This is a genomic window from Limibacter armeniacum (assembly GCF_036880985.1).
Taxonomy (GTDB): Bacteria; Bacteroidota; Bacteroidia; order Cytophagales; family Flammeovirgaceae; genus Limibacter; species Limibacter armeniacum.
Genome location: NZ_JBAJNO010000004.1, coordinates 163700 through 185391, shown reverse-complemented (window position 1 = coordinate 185391; position 21692 = coordinate 163700). Strand labels below are relative to the sequence as shown.

The 21692-nt window shown below is 39.4% G+C and carries 10 protein-coding genes and 1 pseudogene; all 11 read left to right on the top strand.

Going from position 1 to position 21692, the window contains the following annotated elements; translation table 11 throughout:
• Positions 1-10: 10 nt before the first annotated feature.
• On the top strand, positions 11-850 hold the full coding sequence (locus V6R21_RS04415; protein WP_334241259.1) for a DUF6705 family protein: 840 nt from the start codon (positions 11-13) through the stop codon (positions 848-850).
• A gap of 149 nt (positions 851-999) precedes the next feature.
• On the top strand, positions 1000-1767 hold the full coding sequence (locus tag V6R21_RS04410) for a hypothetical protein (protein ID WP_334241257.1): 768 nt from the start codon (positions 1000-1002) through the stop codon (positions 1765-1767).
• Complete coding sequence (locus tag V6R21_RS04405) at positions 1752-3242, top strand: type IX secretion system membrane protein PorP/SprF (protein ID WP_334241255.1); 1491 nt, start codon at positions 1752-1754, stop codon at positions 3240-3242. The genes V6R21_RS04410 and V6R21_RS04405 overlap by 16 nt, the downstream gene beginning before the upstream one ends.
• Positions 3243-3277: 35 nt before the next feature.
• Positions 3278-5044, top strand: a complete 1767-nt coding sequence (locus tag V6R21_RS04400) for a TonB-dependent receptor (RefSeq protein ID WP_334241253.1) — start codon at positions 3278-3280, stop codon at positions 5042-5044.
• Between the two features lie 11 nt (positions 5045-5055).
• A complete protein-coding gene (locus tag V6R21_RS04395) occupies positions 5056-9720 on the top strand; it encodes a hypothetical protein (RefSeq protein WP_334241251.1) in 4665 nt (1554 codons plus the stop codon).
• Between the two features lies 1 nt (position 9721).
• Complete coding sequence (locus V6R21_RS04390; protein WP_334241248.1) at positions 9722-11842, top strand: fibronectin type III domain-containing protein; 2121 nt, start codon at positions 9722-9724, stop codon at positions 11840-11842.
• Between the two features lie 897 nt (positions 11843-12739).
• Positions 12740-13198, top strand: coding sequence for a hypothetical protein (locus V6R21_RS04385; RefSeq protein WP_334241245.1), 459 nt, complete (start codon positions 12740-12742; stop codon positions 13196-13198).
• Between the two features lie 54 nt (positions 13199-13252).
• Positions 13253-14578: a fibronectin type III domain-containing protein gene (locus V6R21_RS04380; RefSeq protein ID WP_334241243.1), complete on the top strand. Its 1326-nt coding sequence runs from the start codon at positions 13253-13255 to the stop codon at positions 14576-14578.
• Positions 14533-19515 carry a hypothetical protein gene (locus V6R21_RS04375; protein WP_334241241.1) on the top strand — a complete coding sequence of 1661 codons (4983 nt, stop codon included), beginning with the start codon at positions 14533-14535 and terminating at the stop codon, positions 19513-19515. Before V6R21_RS04380 ends, V6R21_RS04375 begins: the two co-directional genes overlap by 46 nt.
• A gap of 1 nt (position 19516) precedes the next feature.
• A complete protein-coding gene (locus tag V6R21_RS04370; protein WP_334241239.1) occupies positions 19517-20218 on the top strand; it encodes a hypothetical protein in 702 nt (233 codons plus the stop codon).
• 345 nt (positions 20219-20563) lie between these two features.
• Positions 20564-20740, top strand: a pseudogene (locus V6R21_RS04365) (hypothetical protein); the annotation flags it as partial.
• Between the last annotated feature and the right edge of the window lie 952 nt (positions 20741-21692).

The following is a 21692-nucleotide window of genomic DNA, read 5'->3' as shown; positions in this document are numbered from 1 at the left end:
TTTTTAAAGGATGAAGAAGCTATTTTTTATTCTATCGTTTGTGTTTGTTTCAGTTATATGCAGCGCACAAAATATACCTTTAAAAAAGGATAATCATATTTTGGTTGTAGACGAAGAACTTGTAGAAGTAACAATAGATTATTGTTCTACTATTTATGGAACATGGAGGTACAAGGCTAATACTACTACATTTACTTCTAATGGAGCTATGATGAATACATATTGTTACTTAACAAGTCAAGTAACTACTTTCGCTTTGGAACCAACTGTATTATTAGCTCCAGAAATAGCATATTATGGCTGTGATACTCCTTGTGATAGAGATAGCTATAATGTAAGTAATCCTACAAATAGTATTCTTAGGCATGAGTACAGTATTCCTGATACAAATATTTGGTACTCAGGTGTAGGAGAAGTTACGGCGTTAGAATACCCATCAATGGATATAGAAGGTTGTAGAGTACATGGGAAGTTAACTTTGAAATATTTTTTGACATCAAAAATAGAGGAAGATACTCCTCAAGTAGATACAGGGTACTACCCCAAGCAGAAAAATATAATACATATTAAGGGTGTTGAAATTCTAGAAAAGGTTTCACAGTCATCAGATGAAGGATATGTATGGCATATCAAAAACGAGCAAGAAAGTGTAGATTTTATAGTATCAACAGAAGCTAATTTTTTGGATGTAAATAGAGAGGAATATGCGTCAGGAGTATGGCAAATCACCTGTGAAAGAGGAGGTTTTATTACTCAACCTCTTGAGGTGAAATTGGGAGAAAGTAACTTGATAGTTTTAAAATCAAGTGAAAGAAGTGACCTCTTAAAAAAACCATTATCAACTGAATAAATAGCTATGATTATCAATAAAAAGCTAATACCAAATTTACTACTGATATTCATGTTTTTTACTGTAGATGTATATACTTAATTTTTTTATGTAAAGAGGCTTATTAGAAATACTTTTTTAATGAAATAATAGAGAGGGTATTAGAAAAGATGAAGTGTTTAAAAGTTCTTATTTTTTTTAGCATGTGCTTTTTCAGTTGTATATCAATAAATGCACAGATTGTTTTATGGGGAAATACGAGTGGAAATTATATAAGCCCCTCTGAAAGTAACCTAGTACCCTTAACAAAGGGGACATATAGTTATTTATCAGTTAATTTAAGTATTTCTGGGGGGACTAATGATGGAGGGGAAGCAGAAAGCTATGATAAAAATGGATTTCCAATTCTTTATGTTGAAGGGCAAAGTACATATTATACTGGCCCAACAATCTACCTAGTATATGAGGAGCCAATAAACAGCTTTGGCTATGATAAAAAAGTTAGTACAGCTTCTACTTATGTTGAAAATGCAGATTGCAGTTCAAGTTATGGGTTAACAGATTATGAATTTTCTGAACAGAATGAAGGGGCTCTTTGGTTTATATTTGGTTATACATGTCATTCAATTGTATCAGATGCCATACCAAAAGCTATAGGTTACTATAATGCTGTTAGAGAAGTAATGAGGATTGAAGCTCCAAAAATATTATCGGTTTTAGAAGGTTCTGAAGTATTTCAATGGGAACTGACACATACAGAAACAGGGGAGTTATTACATATTCAAACCCAAACAGGGTTACTAGAACTTGAAGGGGAACCCTTAGTAGTTGGAGTATGGGAAGTAACATGCAGCAGATTTGGCTTCATCTCTCAACCAACCAAAATAATGTTTAACCATAATTCATGTATACCCGAAATAATATGCTCAAACGACTGATATTACTTTCAGCATTACTTTTTGCATTAAATTCTTTGCAGCTTCAAGCCCAAATATCAGGATATGGAGCGATGAATGGCTTTGCACCTTTGCGACTTTCTCCTGCTTGGGGTGGCGTATCTACAGACGCTTCATTATCTATTTTACATAGAAGCCAATCCTATGGAGCTGACTTGCAACGTAATAGGACTATTGTATCAGCTTCTATGCCATTAACTGAAAAAGGAAGTGGGCTTCTAAAAGGAGGTGGCGGACTTTATTTTATGAATGATGCACCTCAGGATGTTGCCGGTTTCAATATTCAGGAACTGGGTGGATCATTTGCTTATATGGTACAGCTTAATCAGTATCATGACCTTTCTTTAGGCATGGGTGTAGCTTGGAGCAATTTGAAATTAGGTGGAAGTAATTTTACTACAGGAAGCCAGTGGGACCCCATTTATGGTTTTAACTCAGAACTGGATAATGGAGAAGTGTGGACCAGTGTAAAACGAAATTATCTAAGTTTGTATGGAGGGTTATTGTGGAGTTCTTTAGATGAAAATTATAAAGAAAAACACCGTTTGGGTGTAAATATTTACCGTTTGAATCAGCCAAAGGGAGCGGGAGATGTGACAGCAACTGATATGTTGCAAATGGGAGGTAGTGTTACAGCATCAGTAGTGTTTTGGCTAAGACATAACCTGACACTTACTCCTGAAATTTTGTATGATTATATGGATGGAAAGCATACAGTCCAGTCCACACTTTGGGGAGGTGCACATTTCAGAAATGAAAACCCGACAGATCCTATTACAACAGGATCTTTACAATTAGGGTTAAACTATGTCGACAGAGGTACTATGGGGTTGGGTTTTAAGTTTGACCAGAAAGTATATGAGATAGGGTTGTTTGCTTATTATCCAGTTACAGGTGAAACAAGTGCTTTATCAAACCAATCTACTTTCGAGGTTGCTTTCAGACTGAAAAAACCAATTGCAAAACGACGTAAGGTAAAGCAGGTGTGGACTGAGAAACCATCAAGAAGTAATGCAACTTATAGAGTGTTTAATCAAGATGAAAACGATATAGTTTCAGATACTAATAATGAGCAACCAATAATTGCTCAGCAAGAACCTAAATCTGGAAGTAAACAAAAACCTATTCGTTATGTGTTGAACTATCAATTAAATGAGACTAGGTTGATACAGGTTTCACAGCAACAATTAGATTATACCGTCAAGCTATTGAATGCAAACCCTGATCTTCATATTCGAATAGTTGGTCATAGTGACAGCCAAGGAGATGAAAAGGTAAAGGCAAAAGTAGCATGGGAAAGAGCCAAGGAAATTCGTGATTATATTTTAGCTAGTGGCGTAGATAAAAGCAGGGTTTCCACAACCTCAAAATCTGATAAGGAACCATTGTTCAGTAATGATTCTGAAGAAAATAAAGCTAAAAACAGAAGAGTAGAACTTTTGATCTATGAACCTTAGTGTTAGGCTAAGTTTTTTAAACTACTACAAACGAAATGATTTTTTATCAGAGATATAAATACTTTTTAAAGCTGATACTTTGCTTGCTGATGGTGCTTTTGCTTAAGCCGTATTCAGTGGAGGCTCAGCAATTGGATAAAATTGGCAAAGACTCTCCTGTAAAGGTATCAGGAGGGATCTCTGTCAATCAGACAGCCTATTCAGCTTGGGGAATAGATAGCCGTCGTGACCCTTATAGGTATGTCATGTCAGGTAACCTGAATTTTGATATATATGGAATGCAAGTACCACTTTCATTTTCCTATTCCAATCAGAATTTCAGTTACCAGCAGCCATTCAATCAGTTTGCACTGGCCCCTTCATACAAGTGGCTAAAGTTCCAGTTAGGGTATAGCAGTATGTCCTTTTCACCTTATACTTTGGGTGGGCATACCTTTTTTGGAGGTGGTGTAGAAGGCAGTCCTTCAGATAAGTGGGATTTTGCTGTAATGTACGGGAGGTTAAGAAAGGCCGTAGAGGTGGATACGCTAAATACAGCAACTGTACCTGCATATCAACGGATGGGATATGGCTTTAAGACTGAATATAAACATGCAAATGGAAATTTAGGAATAACTTTTTTCAAGGGAGAAGATGACCCATCCTCGCTTAAGGGAGAAATTCCTGAAGGGTTATTACCTGAAGAAAACCTAGCAGTAAGTATTTATGCTGGCCAAAAAATGGGAAACCTTACCGTGCAAGCAGAAGTAGCCTCTTCCATGCTTACCCATGATATGAATGCATCGTCCAAAAATGATGCATCCTCAGTTTACGGCTGGTTGTATGAACCAAAAACTTCTTCATCTGTACATTGGGCATTTAATGGAGGAGTGTCTTATCAGTTGAAAGGGTGGAATGTGGGAGCCACTTATGAGCGTATTGAACCTGAATACCGAACATTGGGAAACTATTACGCCAACAATGACTTGGAAACAGCTTCTGTCAATATCGCTGGACAGTTATTTAATGGAAAGGTGTCATTATCAACCAATATTGGAGGCCAACGTGATAACCTTAGTGGCGATAAGGCCAGTGATATGACCAATATGAATGTAGCGCTTAACTTGAGTTGGGCAGCAACTGAGAAGCTTAACCTGACAGGTAGCTATTCCAACTTTAGATCTTATACGGTAATCAGGTCTCAGTTTGAACAAATCAATCAAGCTGATCCATTGCTGCAACTGGACACGCTAAATTATACACAGTTGACAGATGCAGGAAACCTTGGTGTAAATTGGATGTTGAGTAGCAGCAAGGAGAAATCTCAGTCATTGGCATTAAACCTGAATTATCAGCAAACAGGAGCTGAGCAATCAGACCAGTCAGAGGAATTGGCATCAAGTCGTTTTTGGAATGGAGCAACTTCGTGGAGTTGGGCGCATCGCCCCTCAGACTGGCGACTAGGATTGAGTGCCAATGTCAGTTACAGTGAAGCAAATGCAATGACTCCTTCTAGCCTGACATTAGGTCCTACTTTTTCAGCCAATAAAGGGTTTTTGGATAAAAAACTTAAAACAAGAACCAGCCTGTCATATAACCAATCTATGCAGGATGGAGAGACTCAAGGTACAGTCATCAGTTGGAGGTTGGGTGCTTCTACGTCAATTAAGAAAGCACATAACCTAAACTTTAATACAGTACTTCTGAATCGGGAAACCAATGGAGAAAATAAGCAGGCATTTACCGAACTGACCATTACACTAGGTTACAGTTATAGATTTTCCGGTCTGAAAAAAGAAGAAAAACCCGAAGAACAGCAATAAACTCTAGCGATATGAAACACTTTTTAATGCTGCTATTTTTTATAGCGCCTTGGTTTGGCAGTTGGGCAGCAGAAATAGAGAACCCTTTGGAAGGGAAAACTGCTTCAAGTAAAGCAGCTACAGCAAGGTTCAGTAAGTTCAGGAACTTTGATGTAGAGCTTCCTAACGTACATGCTAAACCTGAAGCTGCACCAATAGTTGCTCCAGTAGGTACTGGAATTTCAGAGAAGATTACTGAAATACAGTCAGCACTGCAAAAGGTTAGAGAAAATAAACTCTTCGTTGGATTGCTTACAGAGGCAGATTTGGTCTCATTACCTGTAGGTATCAGTAAGGATATTGGAGGAGTAGTTTATGAAATCGTAATCTATAGGGTGCAGCTCACTCCGCAAGGAACGCTTATAGATGTAGGAATGGGTGTGAAATTTCCTAATACAGATCAGGAGTTGATGTTTGGAGCATTCAATGTTGCTTTTAGTCAAGAGAGAGGTATTGGAGGAACAAGTAAAATGGCGTTGTTGAGCGACTATACAGTCAACTTATCAAAGGATATAGCATTGAAATTTAATGGTACTCAAAACGGGGGTACTACTTACGTTAATTGGGGGTGTGATGGTTATCAGGGTATGGGCATTGACTTTGATATGATCTTCAGTCGTGAGTTGATCAGACCTGCCGATGAGCAGGGAAATGTGATGGAAGGTCAAATTTCTACACATATCAAAGCAAATATAGAAACATGGGACGAACTGATTGTTGAAGTGAACCTACCTCGATTCAGAATGGGAGAAAAGTCTGATAGAGGATTTGTGTTTACAGCTCAGGACGTCGTATATGACCAATCTGAAATTACAAATGGTTCTGTTATTTTTCCAGAAGGTTACGAGTCTCCAGACTTTGTAGATGGTAACCGAAATCTTTGGAAAGGTCTCTACATCCGAAAGGCTGAGGTCATGATGCCAAATGACTTTGATAAGGCCATGAATGAGAGTAAGGATAACAATACAACAGCAGCAATAGATTCAGCCAAAATGAGTTCACAACGGACAGTCATAGGTGTGGAGGGATTGTTATTGGATCGACAGGGCCTCACAGGGCATTTCTATGGTCATAACCTGTTGTCACTGGAAAAAGGAAAACTTGGTGCCGGTTGGGCACTCTCCCTATACAAGCTTGAAGTAGATATCTTGACGGGGCAGTTTGTGAAAGCAGACTTGGAAGGGGATATACAAATCCCAACTTCAGATTCAGAAGCACTGTTGGGGTATGAGGCGCAGATATTAGCAGGAGGAGATTTTCATTTTACTGCAAAGACAAATGAGGAAATGGTATTTACCCCATTTGGTGAAAGTAAGCTATTGTTGACTAGGACTGAATTACTTGTTGAAATCAAGGGAGGTAAGTTCTATGCGATGGCAGATATGGATGGCTCGATGAATGTAAAGGTGAAGTCTGTTGATGCAGAGCTGGCTGATATTGACTTTCAGGGACTAAAGATACAAACCAAAGCACCTTATCTGACAGCAACAGCTTTTAGTGCTAGTTCAGAGTTGTTGGAACAAAAGCTTTCAGGTAAAGCACTGAGTATTCATGAGCTTAACCTGAGTGCTGAAGGAGAACAGGTTGGATTGTATGTTCAGGCTTCGATCTCTTTATTTCAAGGAGATGCTGACAGTAAAGAAGGATTTGGAGCAGAGGGAGGTTTTACAATCTATGGGGAGCGAAAAAGTACAGGGTGGAAGTATAAGGAAACCCAGATTAGTAGAATTACGCTGGAAGCACATAAGGAGAATGTATTTGACCTAAAAGGAACCATTGAGATATTGAAAGATGATCCATTATATGGAGACGTCTTTAAAGGAGTAGTAGAGGCAAGGTTAGGTCCAATGGACAGTAACGGGATTTCTATTGAAGCTTCTGTAATGTTTGGGCGTAAGGATGGTAGGGATTACTGGTATGCGGATGCCTTGGCTGTAATAGATCAGGGAATACCAGTTGGCCCAATGAATATCCACGGGTTTGGTGGTGGAGTGTATTATGGAATGAGAAAGGCGGGTTACAGTCCTGATTTGGCGAATGTAGTACAATCAGCGACTGGAGGTGTTTACTTGCCAGACAAAAACTCAGGATTTGGGTTTAAGGCAATCGTTGTCATGTCTATCGTCAAGAAAGAGACTGTATTTGCTGAGGCAACCTTTGAGATGGACTTTCTAAGAGGAGGCGGTGTAAGAACAGCCGCATTCTATGGTTGTGCCAATATCATGTCTGTTCCAAGTACAGGCTTTGGCGATTCTGATCTGGCGAACATGACTGGAAGTTTGGAATCAGAAGAAGGAGCTGCTTATCAACAGCAGTTGAATGATGATGTGGCAAGTATGGCTTCAAACTGTGCAATTATTGATAGCAACGCCCCAATATTTGCAGGTCTATCGTTGGTGATGGATTTTGAGCAAAGTGTTTTCCATGGAGAACTGGTTGTTAGTATTCAAGCAGGAGTAGTCAAAGGTGGAGGAAAAGCAGTCATTCACTTTGATCAGGAAACATGGTATATACATATAGGTACCAACAAGAACCCAATTTTCTTGTCCCTGCTAGGAGTGCAAGCAACATCCTACTTTATGTTGGGTGACGGTTTGCCGGATGGTTTTGACGCGCCAAGAGAAGTTCAGGAAATCTTAGGGAAGTCCCCAAAACCGACTGAACAAGAGGGCGGAAGAAATGAAGCAGCACTATCAGGAGGTCGAGGAGTAGCTTTTGGTGCATCATTGAAGATCGCAACAGGTGAGCAGACTTTCCTTATTTTCTTTGCAGATATCAATGCTGGACTTGGCTTTGATGTAATGCTGAAAGACTATGGTTCAAATGCAGTATGTGCTAATACTGGAAAGCAAATTGGTATTGATGGATGGTATGCGCAAGGACAAATGTATGCCTATGTAAAAGCAGTCATTGGTGTAAAAGTTGACTTGAGGTTTATCAAAGGTCGTTATGAAATTATTGATGCAGGTTTTGCTGCCCTACTTCAGTTGAAAGGGCCTAACCCTGTGTATGCTTATGGTATCATTGGAGGTAGGTTCAGAATATTGGGAGGACTGGTAAAAGGTAATTGCTCATTTGAGTTTACAATTGGAGAGGAGTGTCAGATTCAAGGAGCGAGTCCTTTAGGAGGAATTGAGGTTATTGCAGCCATGACTCCAGCTGATAAGAAAGAAGATGTCAATGTATTCTCTGCAGGACAAGTGGTGTTCAACGTACCTATCAATGAAGAAATGAAGTTACTTGACCCGAATACCAATGAGAAGAAAACTTATCGGGTTTATTTGAAAAACCAGCACTTAAGAAGTGATAAAGGGGGAGAGGAAATATATGAGATGATTTGGAATGAGGACAACACAACACTTGTTTTGCAACCTGAAAGTATGTTGCAAGGTCAAGCCAATTATGTATTCTCAGTTGAACTCGAATTCCAAGAAAAGAAAAATGGCAAATGGGTAGACGCTGGAAATGGTGAAAAACTTTCCAAGAAGGTAACATTCAAGACAGGAGACAGGCCAGACTTTATTGAACATGAATATGTAGCATATAGCTATCCGGTAGAACGTCAGATGAACTTCTTTGTGGATGAGACGGGTAATGGTTATATGAAGATGAATGTCAAAGGATGGGATTACCTTTTTGCGGTAGACGACCCAGAAAAGTGGTCTGTTAAGGCTAGATTCAGAACTACATCAGGTGAGGTAAGCTATGGGGATGTGAGTTATAGTGATAATAACAAACTGATCTCATTGGGTATTCCAAATAACCTGTTGACAAATAAAATATATGATCTGGAACTGGTACACATTCCTAATGCAGTAATGAATGTGGATCAGAACGTAACGACTACTGAAACAAATGTTGATTTGGGAGATGCTGCTGGAGGTGAAGATGGAACTAGTGTAACGGTTGCTAAACGAGATGCAACAGAGGAGCTGGAATCATATGAAGAGAAGGTGGTCTACCATAGTACGTTTAGGTCAAGTAACTGGAGGACTTTTGTCAGTAAGTATGAGAGTCTGGGGATTGGTTCCGGTAATACAGGTTTGCTACCTAGTTCGGGTAGGTCCCAAATTAATGTGTATATCCCAACCAAAGAAAGTGAGACATTTGATGAAGCTGAGTTGAGAGGGGTTTATGGAAATAACCCTCTGATAAGTTTGGAGGTCGATTTCAACGATACATTCTTCCAACAATGGATCAACCCTATTATTTATGATCGTTATCCGCTGTTTGGTGCGCAACTTGACTGGCGTACAGAGAGTGATAACTACGGTTGGCTGAAACCTAAGGGAGCTGTATTTGTGGGAATGAACAATGAAGGACTGGTATCCCTATCAGATACTGAAATCGAGAATGGTAGAATTGATAACCATCAAGGGTTTAGGGTTTACTATAACGCTTCATGGGCAATCTATAAGGACTTTAGAGATTTCCAGACTAATTTGGAAGACTTGGCTGATAAAGGACAGTTAAATGTATCAGGTGAAGACAAGGAAAGGACAGATTACATTAGATTGGCTCCACAAGCACCAGACTTGAAGATAGGTGATTATCATATTATTATGAATTACACCTTGCCAGGTCAAAAGAAACCTTCTTCAACTTACAGACTGAAATTGAGAAACATTATTCAATAAAATGATGAACAATATTTTTTCATTCAAGCCGACCTTGCTCTGTAAGGTTGGCTTGATCAAACTTTTTGTTTTACTGGTATTTTCTTCAAATATTTTTGGACAAGGGTTAAGCACAGATTCTCCTCAGGTCAAGGTAATTGGCAAAATTACAGATGAGAGGGTACAGCTGCGTTGGGCACCAACAGACCCTATGGCTTGGCAACTGCTAAACGAATATGGTTATAGCCTTGAAAAGGTGACAACATCTCGAGATGGGAAAATACTAGCTACTCCTGAAAGGGAAACTCTGGCTGAGCGTATCAAACCTATGCCTGAAGCCGAATGGAGCAAAGCCCATCAGGAAAATAAGGATGACCAATATATAGGGGTTGCAGCTCAATCGCTTTTCGGACAGACCTTTATGGTGGATATCAATGCAGGGAATGGACTGGCTCAAGTCGTAAATGCGATTCGTGAGCAGGAAGCAAGATTCTCCTACGGACTGCTTTCCGCAGACCAGTCAACAACAGTAGCAAAGTTGATGGGCTTATACTTTGAGGATACAGATATCAAGAAGAATGAACGCTACTTGTATAGGGTAAGGTCTCTTGTTCCGGATAGTTTGCAGGTGGTAGAAAGTGGTGTTGTATACTTGAAACCAGAAGACTACCGACCTTTGCCACAACCATGGTTACCTAGAGCTGTGTATGAAGAAGGAAGTGTGAGAGTGACTTGGGACTGGATGATATTGCAGCAAATCTACAACAGTTATTGGGTGGAAAGGTCCGATGACGGCGGAAAGACCTATAAGGCACTTACGGAAGTGCCGTTTATCCAGCCTTCAAAAGAAACTCCTGCTCCTGTGATGCTCTATGCAGATACATTGGGAAACCAGGAAGGGACATATTATTACCGAGTAAAAGGAAAGGATGCTTTCGGAGAGTGGGGACCTTATACAGACCCTTTAAAGGTCGAGGCTTATCCTGTTATGGGATATGTACCTGAACTGGAAGCTGCAGAGAACTTGAATACCGGAAATATTGAGATTGAGTGGAATGTAGACCCAAAAGAAGCAATAGGGGTTTATAGCTTGAAGTTGGCAAGAAGTGAATCTGATAAGGGACCTTTTATGGTACTGGCTGAAAACCTTCCTGTAGAGAAAGGGGGATTTACGGATATTGCACCAGAACCATCCAACTATTATAAACTGGCAGCTATTGGCAAAAATGGTAAAGAAAACTGGTCAATGCCCAAGTTTGTACAACCTTTGGACAGTATTCCTCCTACCATCCCAGAAAACTTGAAAGGGGAAGTAGATTCTTTGGGAGCAGTAAAGCTTACATGGCAGCCAAGTCCTGAAAAAGATGTGTTGGGGTACAGAGTCTACAGGAGTAATGAATTGAAAGGGACTTATGTACAAGTAACAAAACGTGAAATTCCAGCTACAGCTTTTAAGGATTCCATTAGTATTAAGGTATTGAATAGGAAAGTCTACTATAAGGTAATGGCTATTGATAAAAGAGGAAATCCATCTGATTTGTCAGTACCATTAGAGCTGACAAGGCCTGATATCATTCCGCCATCACCTCCAGTTATTGTCTATGCCAAATCTACAGCGCAAGGGCCTAGTATTGAATGGGCTCCTAGTGGAAGTAAGGATGTAGCATATTATCTGGTTTACAGAAAGTCCAATCAACAAGAAATGGAGCGATGGGAATTGATAAAGGAATATGGACCTGTACTAAGCAATCAGGTATTTACAGACTCATCCGTGTTTGATTATGAAAATTACTATTACCTGATGATCTCTGTGGATGAAGCAGGTTTGGAGTCAGTGCCAACAAAGCCAGTAGCTGTCAGTAAGTTTGATACCAAAAAGAGAAAAGGGGTTACCAAGCTGTCTGGAGCAAGAGAGGAAAAAGGCATCGTCTTGAATTGGAAGAACCCAATAGGGGGTGACTTTGGAGTAGAAATATACAGGTCTGTAGATGCAGGTCCACTTAGGTTTTATGACAAGTTAAAGGGAGAGTCCTTCTTGGATCAAAATATTCAGGATGCACATACCTATCACTACAGAATTAGATTGTCATATGAGGATGGTGCTAGTTCTGAGTTTAGTGAGCCACTTAGAGTTAAAATTTGATCGAAATGAAAAGTGTTTTAAGTTCAGTTATATTTATTTTATTATCAAGTATAACCTTTTGTAAGGCTCAGGATAGTGTGCTCTTATTAATTTAATTTAGGTAGAGCAAGTGAAGGAGGGTACTATGGGGGAGGTTCATGTGGCACAATCAGGTTGGTAGTATTTAATAAAATAGAACTGATCCAAAATGATGAAACTGTGCTCACAATCGATTTGACAGAAGATAATAATCAAATACAATTTGATTATTATTCTACGAATAAACCAATACTTAGGTGTCACTTTAAAGCAACGAATCAAACTGCTTGCCAAGGAGGTAGTAGTAGTACATCTACTCAAATTGGATCAATGGATGATTCATTTTGGGATGTTCCTTTGAATCAATGGCTTAGTTTGGAGGATTATACAGATAAATATTCCGGACATATATATTTAGGAAAAAAGAATGAAATGATACCTAAGGTAAAGAGACCCTAAAATAATTTGTTGTGAAATATATTATAAATGCAGATTATCAATGAGATCAAGAGTATGTATATATGAATTATTGACAAGCTTTATTGTGTTTTTCATTTGCTAAAATAAAGATCATGAAAAAAGGACTTTTGATTTTGTGTTTATTATTAATATACAATATGTCTTAGAGTCAGGAGATACAGAATTATGTTATCAATACCATTTTTGTAAATATGCAGAGTACTAATGGGAATAGAGACTATATTAATAGTATCAAATTGTCAGAAACAATGGGAGTATAACTAGAATCACATTGATAAAATAACAATAGTGCAATAGGAAATCTGTACTCACAGCTTTACATTCAATACTTTTGTGAAAAGATATCTGATAATACTTCAAAAGTTGCGAAGAATAATTAATCATAAAAGAGAAGGTTTAATGAAGTATTTACTAACATGCTACTTTTTACTTAGTGCTATTTTTTGTAAGGCGCAAACAACTTTAGTAGCAGGTGAGTATTTAGTAAAAGCAGAGCTTTTTGTAACAAATGGAATAAGTAACAATAGTTGTACGTATGGAACATACTTGGATGCATATATTGTAGAAAATAATAGTACAAGCTATCGTACTGTAACGAGTACACCTCCAACATTAAATTATAAATATGATATTCAAATCTACAAGACAGATAGGGATGGGTATTGTGTTGAAGATCACCTTTTAGATGACTTTGGTGGAAGTGTTACTTTAAATGAAACAGGAAATGATTATGTGGATGTGATACTAAAACGGCAATATGATAGCTCAAATAGCGAAGAGTCAATAATTAAAATTAAGTATATTTGTATTAAAATACCAGAAGGTGTTCTCCCCGTGGTAGTCTCACAAAGCAATTGAATTTTTTCACCAGTACCCTCTTCTCTGAGGAGCCTGTATAGTTTAAACTGAACAATGAATAACTTGGCAATCAAAAAACTTTTTCTCTTACTGCTGACTTTTTTGCCTTTGATCAGCTGGGGACAACGTTATCCTGTGCAAGCAACCTTAACCCTGACGCCTCCATACGGTGTTAGGCTTTCGCAGTATGCGCAGCCAACTGCAAATAACCTTCAAGCCAATATTTGGCTAAAGGACTTGAACCAACCTGACCTTGAGGTCAAATTCAAGTTACGTATTGAGAACCTTCAAAGCAGGTTGGTTTTGGAGACCAAGCAGAGCTATATGCCTGAACCTTACCATTTGGTAGGAGGGCAGCAGGAAATGCTGAACAATGCAGACCTTTCTCCATATTTTGACCTTAACAACTTACAGGCGACAAGCGGTAGTCTCAGTAGTATAGTATCCAATGGAGGTAAATTGCCGGATGGCTATTATAAGTTTTCATTGGTAGTACTTGAATACTATACAGGTAGGGTGATATCCAATACAGCACTGTTTCAGTGTCCTTTGTTGTTAAGTGATCCTCCATTGCTTTTGATGCCTTATGAAAACCAGAAAGTGGCAATCACGGAGCCACAGTTTGTTAGCTTTAGCTGGAATCCCCGCCATTTGGCATCACCCAACAGACCTCAAAATGTAACCTACCGCTTTCAAGTGGTAGAAATCCTGAGAGAAGGGCAGACGGCTGGTGATGCATTTGCCACAACTCCGCCAATTATAGATGAAGAGAACCTGATGGCACCCGCCTATCAGGTGGGACCTGCCGATACGCCATTGGTGCCAGGGCAGAAATATGCATGGAGAGTACAGGCTTATGATGTGGATGAGCTTGGCCTGATCAAGAATGAAGGATGGAGTGAGATGCGCATCTTCCAGTTTGGTGATGCTTGCTTGGAGTGTGGTCAGCTTGCAGTAGAAACAATAACCCCATCAAGGGTAGAGCTTTCGTGGTATGGTGATTACTCCCATCAAGAATGGGAAGTGCGTTACCGCCGGAAAACCAAAGCAGGGGAAGAAGCACAGGAATGGCGTACCAAGACATTCCTGATGGAGCGTGGCAATGTAAAGCCCTTAAGCCCTGATGTAACCTATGAGTTTCAGGTAAGAGGTCAGTGTGGCGCATTGCAAGGTAAGTGGTCTCAGACAGTAGAGGCAACGACAGGCTCCGTACCAGAGAAGACTTATGTATGTGAAGGTGGTGAAATTGTGGTGACTTTTAGCAATAGTGAGCCGCTCACAGTGCCTATGGAGCCAGGGAAAAGTTTACAGCAGGTGACTTTGAAGTCACTATTGTGGAGGATGACTACAGAGGAGGTTACCATACTGGTACAGGGATGATTCAGATCCGTTCCCTGAATGGTGTATTCTTTACCGTAGAGTACGATGATATTACCATCAATACAGACAACCAGCTGATTGCCGGAATAGTGGATGTTAAAGGGATGGATTCCAATCTTATAGATCCAGAGATAGCCAATGCCATTATGGATGGTTTGGATGCTTTGGATGATGTATTGGATGAAGCGGCAAAAATTGCAGAGTTTATTGATGGAGTTTATGACCGCTTGCCTGATAATGTAAAGTCACCATATGAGCAGGCTCAGGAAGACCTTGAGCAAGCTAAAAATGATTTGGACAATGCAAAAGATGCATTGAAGGAAGCTAAAAAACTTTCGGATGATGATCCAAATAGGGAAGCTGCTATTGCAGCCGCAGAGGAGTCTGTTAAGCAGGCGAAAGACGCTAAAAGTGCAGCCAAACAAGCCAAGAAAAATGGTGTATCTCAAATTCTGAGTTATGCGCAGCAGCAAACAAAGGAGGGAATCAAACACTTGGTAACATTTAGTACTGGAGTAGCGAAGACCCTCAATGAGTCACCAGGTCCATTGCGTGAACGTGCCGCAAAAACAACAATGGAATCTGGAGATGAGGTATTGAATTTCCTTTACCTGATCGATGGTAAACAGGCACCTCCTTCAGATTTGGAAGCGTATCAGGGTATGTCGCAGGATGAAACGCTTGCCAAAGTGCTGGAACTGGTAGATGAAGGTAAGGAGATGATCGAGAACGGGGCTCCTACCAGCTTGCCCGAAGGTATAGAACTGGCACGTAAGAGTGTCTGGGTATTTAACAATGCCTTCGGTGCCGTGTATGCCAATACAGCCAATGATGAAGGCGAGCAGCAGGATGGCAGCGGATGGGCTGCGATTGACAGGGTGACCTTCCAGAAGCATAGTGGTACTGAAGCAGGCTTTGATGCAGGAGGCAGGGAAGCCGACAAAGACTACTATACACAGGTAAACCTTTCGGGTGATGAAGTGTATACCATCCCTTGGCTGGCTGTAGCCAAAGATGGCAAGGAAAAGGTCGTGCTTACAGGTGCTACAGATGGCATACGCCTTCAGGTGACCGACAAGCCTGAAGAAGTGATCACATCACCGGATCCATCAGGAACAAGCCTGTACACCGTCAAAAACAAGCCAACAGAATGGAGTGTAATCCGTACCGTTGAGGGCAAAGACGAAATCCTTGGCAAGATCAATGTCATGGCTTACAAGGCGGAGACATACAAGGTCTATATCATTCCGGTGGATGGACGTACCGCTCCAAATGCGACAGCACTGGAAACAGTACTGAACCAGATTTACGCACAGGCGCATATCACTTGGGAAGTGGAAGTGATGCAAGACCTTTCTGGCGTAGTATGGGACTTGAACGAGGATGGAAAGCTGCAAACAGGCGATTCAGATATACTGGCCAACTACACGGAAGAGCAGCAGGCACTGATCAAGGCTAGCCGTAAGGACTTTAAGCCAAGAGGCAAGGAAGTAGTGCTATTCTGGGCTCCTGCAGCGAGTAAGGAAGATGTAGGCGGCTATATGCCAATGTCTCGCCGTCACGGTTTTATATACGCTCCGGACAATTCTGAGGCAACATGGCGTGCAGCAGCCCACGAACTGGGTCATGGGGTATTCCATCTGGAACATATTTGGGAGCAGTTTGAAGACTTGGCACAAGGCACGACCAATAACCTGATGGACTATGGAAATGGAACCGAACTATGGAAATGGCAATGGGAACAGATCCATAACCCACAACCAATGGTCGGTTTTGAGAAGGAAGATGAGGAGAGTGAGAGTGAAATCAGAGGTTTATTGATTAGTAATGAAAATCTGAGAAGTCTTAATATTTCATTGGATCAATATGGATTTGTATCTCCTGATGGAAAAGTCATTTTCTTAAATAACAATTCACAATTCTCCTTTACTGGAACTACTGGCTCGAGTGAATTAAACAGTTTAATATATAAAGGCGCATTATTAGCATTTACAAAGGATGGTCTGGCCTATAGGGCAACCTTTAAAAAAGTAGAAGGAACTTGGAAGTTTACAGGGTATCTCGATAAAGATGATAAACCATATATGGGAGCTTCGGATGTTACTGTGAAAGGCTATAATGTTATAATAGGCGAAGAAAATCCAGATGATTGTGAAGTTAATATTTACACAGGCCAACTGAATACCTCTGCATATACACATGCCTTGGATGATAAGGAATATGATGCTGTAAATGGTAGTATAGCTATTTCAAATAGAAAGTTATCAGAAGAAAGCTCATATAAAATTGAATACTGTCACTACAAGAATGTATGGGTAAGAAACTTTGTCTCAAAAATGATTGAGACACAAGGAGCAGACAAAGAAGCAGAGATTAAGCGGGTTGCTGATGTATTAGATAAGCTAGGGAAAGATTGGCTGGATGATTACCAACCCAATAGTAATTCATTTACAGCGGCTGGAAGATATATTGATACGCATATAAGTATCTATGACAAAGACTTGGATGGTGCACAACTTACTAAGATTGCTAAGTCATTAGAAAGTTTTTACGCTGAAAAAGATACGCGACTTAATAGCATTATGGAGGAAGAAAATGCTGACTCACTAATGCATAATATATGTTCTTACCTGACCGTAAATGACTATAAAAAGCTGACTTTCGCACAACGAAAACATATTATTACTACGCTTCTTAGTGGAGACTTATCAGGTGGACCTTATTGGTTCTTTGGTGATATCGGTGGAGAAGAAGGTGTAGTAGTAAACACTTTAACTTATTTCGCAGGAAATCAAGGCCAAGCTGATGCACTGTTAGAATTGCTGTCCAAAGATCAGGATAAGAAGAATATTCTTACTGGCTTGAACAGTAAAATTGATGACGGGATCCTATTTGGATTAGGAGGAAACAATTATATGAAGCTCATGAGAGCGATCAAGATAATTATAGAGAAGTCCTCTAAGTACAGCACACTGATCACGGAACTGAACGATAATTTTGATGACAGGTTTTTGCAGTTTGGTGAGCCATCAAGAATGAGTGAGGGAACAATGTTTGTTGATGATGCAGACCTTTCAGGTTATAGTATCAACTTTACTCAAAAGGTGTTTAAAGGCTATGAGTTATATACATCAAGAACTGGTGATGGGATCGAGACCAAGTATAGAAAATCGTATAGCTACCTAAAAGATACGCTTAATGCCTTTGATCTGGTGTTATTTGTAAACGCATCCTCTTTAGGAGAAATAGATGAAGCCACACAGGTACAAAAGGGACAATTTGCGATTGTACCGGCTATCTTCTTGGAGTACAGTGACCAGAAAGACTTTAACCAGAATTGCTTTACCGCAGCAGAAATAACCTTGGATGTTGCCTCTCTGGCAGTATCGGGAGGTACACTGACATTGGCTAAAAACCTGACTAAATTCAAAAAAATATGGTTGATTTATGAGATCGTTAACTCTGGATTTAGTGTTGCCGTCAATCTGGGTGATTTAGCTAATGATCCTGAAATAGGGCCTGCCGTGACATATTTCCAACTGTTCCTGAGTATTGGAGATATGGGAGACATGGCAGTTGAAGGAGCAAGAGGTATCAAAAATGTCAGAAAATCAATAGATGCACTGAGTACTGAAGCCCAAACAGCAGCCTTGAAGTGTTTTGATGCACTGAAAAAAGTAAATGTCAATAACCTTTCAGAAAATGCTAAGAATGGCTATGAAAAAATGTTAAGTAGGCTGCTGGAGTCAGGAAGATGGAATAAATTTCCTAAAGCTAATGAAAACATATTGGATGCTTTGCTGAATTTTTATGCCAGCAAGTATAATGTTTCTTTGGATGACCTGAAAGGGTTAAAAAATAAATTCCCGTCAGAAGAGGCGCTTAGTAAGGCAATGGCTAAGTGGGGTGCCTACTTGGCTGTGTCAGAGTATAAGGTGGGCGCGCTAGCTCTGATGAAAGCACTGCCTGCAGATAAGTTTGATGAAGTCTTTGATGCTATAAAAGCCTTACCTGATGGTATTAAGGTGAAGACTTCTTCCAATAGCGCTGAAGTTCCACTTAAAGAGGCATTCTTTAGAGATTTAGCGAGATCAAGGGTAGATATTGATAACCTATTAAAAGATAATTTGGGTAAGGTAAATGAAAAGATAATCCAAGTTTGGGCAGAATTGGCTAAAGGAAATCACCCCCTTTATAGGATTAACTTTAGTTGGCTGGAAGAGTTGGCAGGTGGGGATATTAAAGATGTTTTAACCAAGGTTGCCGAATATAACAAGATCTTAGAAGAGCTTAGGAGGTTAGGTTGTGATGAATGTGTGGAGCTGGCACGTAAGCGAAGCAATATCAGGAACAACCTCTTGAAACTCTTGGATGCAGATCCAACTACTCCTGAGATCCAGCGGGAAGCCGAAAAACTAATGAATGCCCTGAAAGAGGGAGGATATCCTGAAAAACCTGCCGGACAAAGCTGGAGAGAATATTTTGAGAAGTTTAAGGATACCCCGAATTTTAATGCCTTTGAAGCGCACCATTTACTGGCGGTCAATATGTTGGTTAAATGTGAAGGGCTTAGAGAATATATCAAATTGGGTGGCCAGCTGGACTTTAATGCCAAGGAAGGTTTTGAAAATGTACTGATGCTGGAGAAATTTACCAACGGCAGGGGAGTACATACTAGCCACGACGATTATGAAAAAGCTTTGTCTGCTTATTTAAATTCTATATGGGGGACAATTAAAGCATCACCTATTTCTGATGCACAAAAGACTGCAAAAATGCAAGCTGAAATTAAGAAACTAACCCATGCATTAAAGCAGGAACTGATGGAGCAAAGTGTAAAAGGAACTAAAAATGTCAATGACTTATTTGGCAAGCCTCAGAAAACAGAAGATAGAATTAAGGCAGTTCAAGAAATGATAGATCGAAACAGTATTTGATATGAAGTATTATAAAATTAGTCAAGAAGATATATGGGTCGTTATGCATACAGAGCAGGTAGATAACGACTATAAACTAAAAGAAAACTTAGATATACACGGTAATCAAAGTCGTTGGGAGGAGGCACCTGTGATACCGCTGACCTTGATTTATGATAGTTCCCAGGAAGCTCCTTCAGAGCCTGAATTTCAGGATATCTATAATTGGCAACATAACTTGTTGTGGAATATGTGGCCAGAGCCAAGTGGAAATTATTTGGTTATTTCCAAAAGATTTTGGCAAGTATTAAAAACACACACTTTACCAGAGAATTTTATATATGATTCTTTGGTTGCTTATAAAGGGGAAAAAAAACCTTATAAGGTTTTTTTTCCAAAAATGATTGAACCATATTGGTTTTGGGAAAACTTTAATTATAGAAATTCACTTTTCAAAGAATCAAAAAGTTTTAGACCTAATATTGTATATCAATCCAAACTTAGTTTCCAAGACAAGGAAGAAATACTTAAAGTTAATACAAGTAAGTTTCTAGATGAAGATAGAATGATATACCCTGAGAAAGTAATGCTTAATGAACCATGGGATATTTTTGTATTTGGCATTAACTTTTTTATTTCTGAACGTTTAAAAGATGCTTTAGAACAGGCTGGTTGTAATGTAGGGCTAGCCACATATGAAATAGACTTTGAGGTTATTTCATAATAGGCTTTCTTATTTATAAACAAGGCAGTTTCCATCAAAGGAAGCTGCCTTGTTTATTTCTCATTAGTTTAAGTATCAACTTAACACCGCAGCTAAACGAATGTAGTTGTACGTTACTTGTGCTTAATATTTAAGGGAAGCATAAAATATAAGCAATTGGCTTTCACCCCTAACAGGTCTTAGTGTCAAACACTAAGACCTGTTGTTTTTTAAAGCAGTACCAACATTTGCATAAGAAACGCATTACCATTAGCTTATATATAACAATCAAGTCAATCACTTATGTCTCACCTGACCCTAATAGAACGCAAAACCATCATCCAAGGCATATAGCAAGGCAAAAGCAATGCAGCAATTGCCCGTACGTTAGATGTGCATCGAAGTACAACCGGCAGGGAGATTGAACGCAACAGTGAAGGAGACCGCTCAACATATGATCCACATCTTGCCCATCATCCAACAGTGATAACAGAGCCACCTAAAGGGAGGGAAAAGGTTCCGAAAAGAAAGATGGCAGCATAAACTCAGATTCGAAATGCTTTTTTAGAGCATCAAACTTATAAAGACAAAAAAAGAAAGGGGGCTTCGGTTCCCTTTTTTATGCAGATACCTATAACTGTTGCAATTGAACAGGATGACATAGCGGGATAATGTACATTTAGTTAAACACAACAAAGAAGATTTAAAGCCAAGTCAAACAGCAAAGAACTTTACTTATCGTTCATTCCATGGAATGATTTAAATCGGTAACCCTATATTGTGCTGAAAGTACAATATTCAATAGCAAAGGACTTTAGTCCTTTGTTTCCCACTAATGCAGATATTAGCTCAATAAGCGAGTGAAGCGAATGTAGCAGGGTGTTACTTATGCTTAATATTTTACTACTATTAGCAAGGGATTGATTTTTTAGGGGAAGAGGAGCGATTAATTATTTTAGGCACAAGTAGCGTATTTCTGCACTCGCTATGCTCCTTTGAAATACTAATGCTTGCGTCAGTGGGGTGTTTGCTGTAAGAGAAAAAATCCCAAAGAAATTGAATAATTGTAGCCGTAGGCAAAAGCCTGCGGTATCAGTAAATCCATTTATCCAACTCCAAAGGAGTTGAACCAATAAATCATTGAAGAATTTAAAAGTTCCGATTTCAATGATACATCTGCTTATTTATCCACAAAAGAACTATTTAAATCAGCAATCCTGATAGATACAATTACATCATTGTTACAAACTTGATCATAATTAACACATGATCGTTACTATCGGTGACTGAGCGAAGTCGAAGAATGGTAGGGGCTTTACTTTTGCTTGGTTAACGTGAGTTCTTCCCTTTTAGGGCTGAACATATCATTTGCATGTCGAAGAACTAAAGTTCATCGCTGATCTTGTCCCTTCAGAACTTTTGCCTTAAAGGGGCTAAATACATTAGTGATGCTTAATGCATATATAAGAATGCTAACACATTACTCTTGAAAAAG

Bases quoted from the DNA above. Each gene is read 5' to 3' on its own strand.
- V6R21_RS04415 (WP_334241259.1), top strand. From the start codon at position 11: ATGAAGAAGCTATTTTTTATTCTATCGTTTGTGTTTGTTTCAGTTATA.
- V6R21_RS04380 (WP_334241243.1), top strand. From the start codon at position 13,253: ATGAATAACTTGGCAATCAAAAAACTTTTTCTCTTACTGCTGACTTTT.
- V6R21_RS04400 (WP_334241253.1), top strand. From the start codon at position 3,278: ATGATTTTTTATCAGAGATATAAATACTTTTTAAAGCTGATACTTTGC.
- V6R21_RS04370 (WP_334241239.1), top strand. From the start codon at position 19,517: ATGAAGTATTATAAAATTAGTCAAGAAGATATATGGGTCGTTATGCAT.
- V6R21_RS04390 (WP_334241248.1), top strand. From the start codon at position 9,722: ATGATGAACAATATTTTTTCATTCAAGCCGACCTTGCTCTGTAAGGTT.
- V6R21_RS04410 (WP_334241257.1), top strand. From the start codon at position 1,000: ATGAAGTGTTTAAAAGTTCTTATTTTTTTTAGCATGTGCTTTTTCAGT.
- V6R21_RS04395 (WP_334241251.1), top strand. From the start codon at position 5,056: ATGAAACACTTTTTAATGCTGCTATTTTTTATAGCGCCTTGGTTTGGC.
- V6R21_RS04385 (WP_334241245.1), top strand. From the start codon at position 12,740: ATGAAGTATTTACTAACATGCTACTTTTTACTTAGTGCTATTTTTTGT.
- V6R21_RS04405 (WP_334241255.1), top strand. From the start codon at position 1,752: ATGCTCAAACGACTGATATTACTTTCAGCATTACTTTTTGCATTAAAT.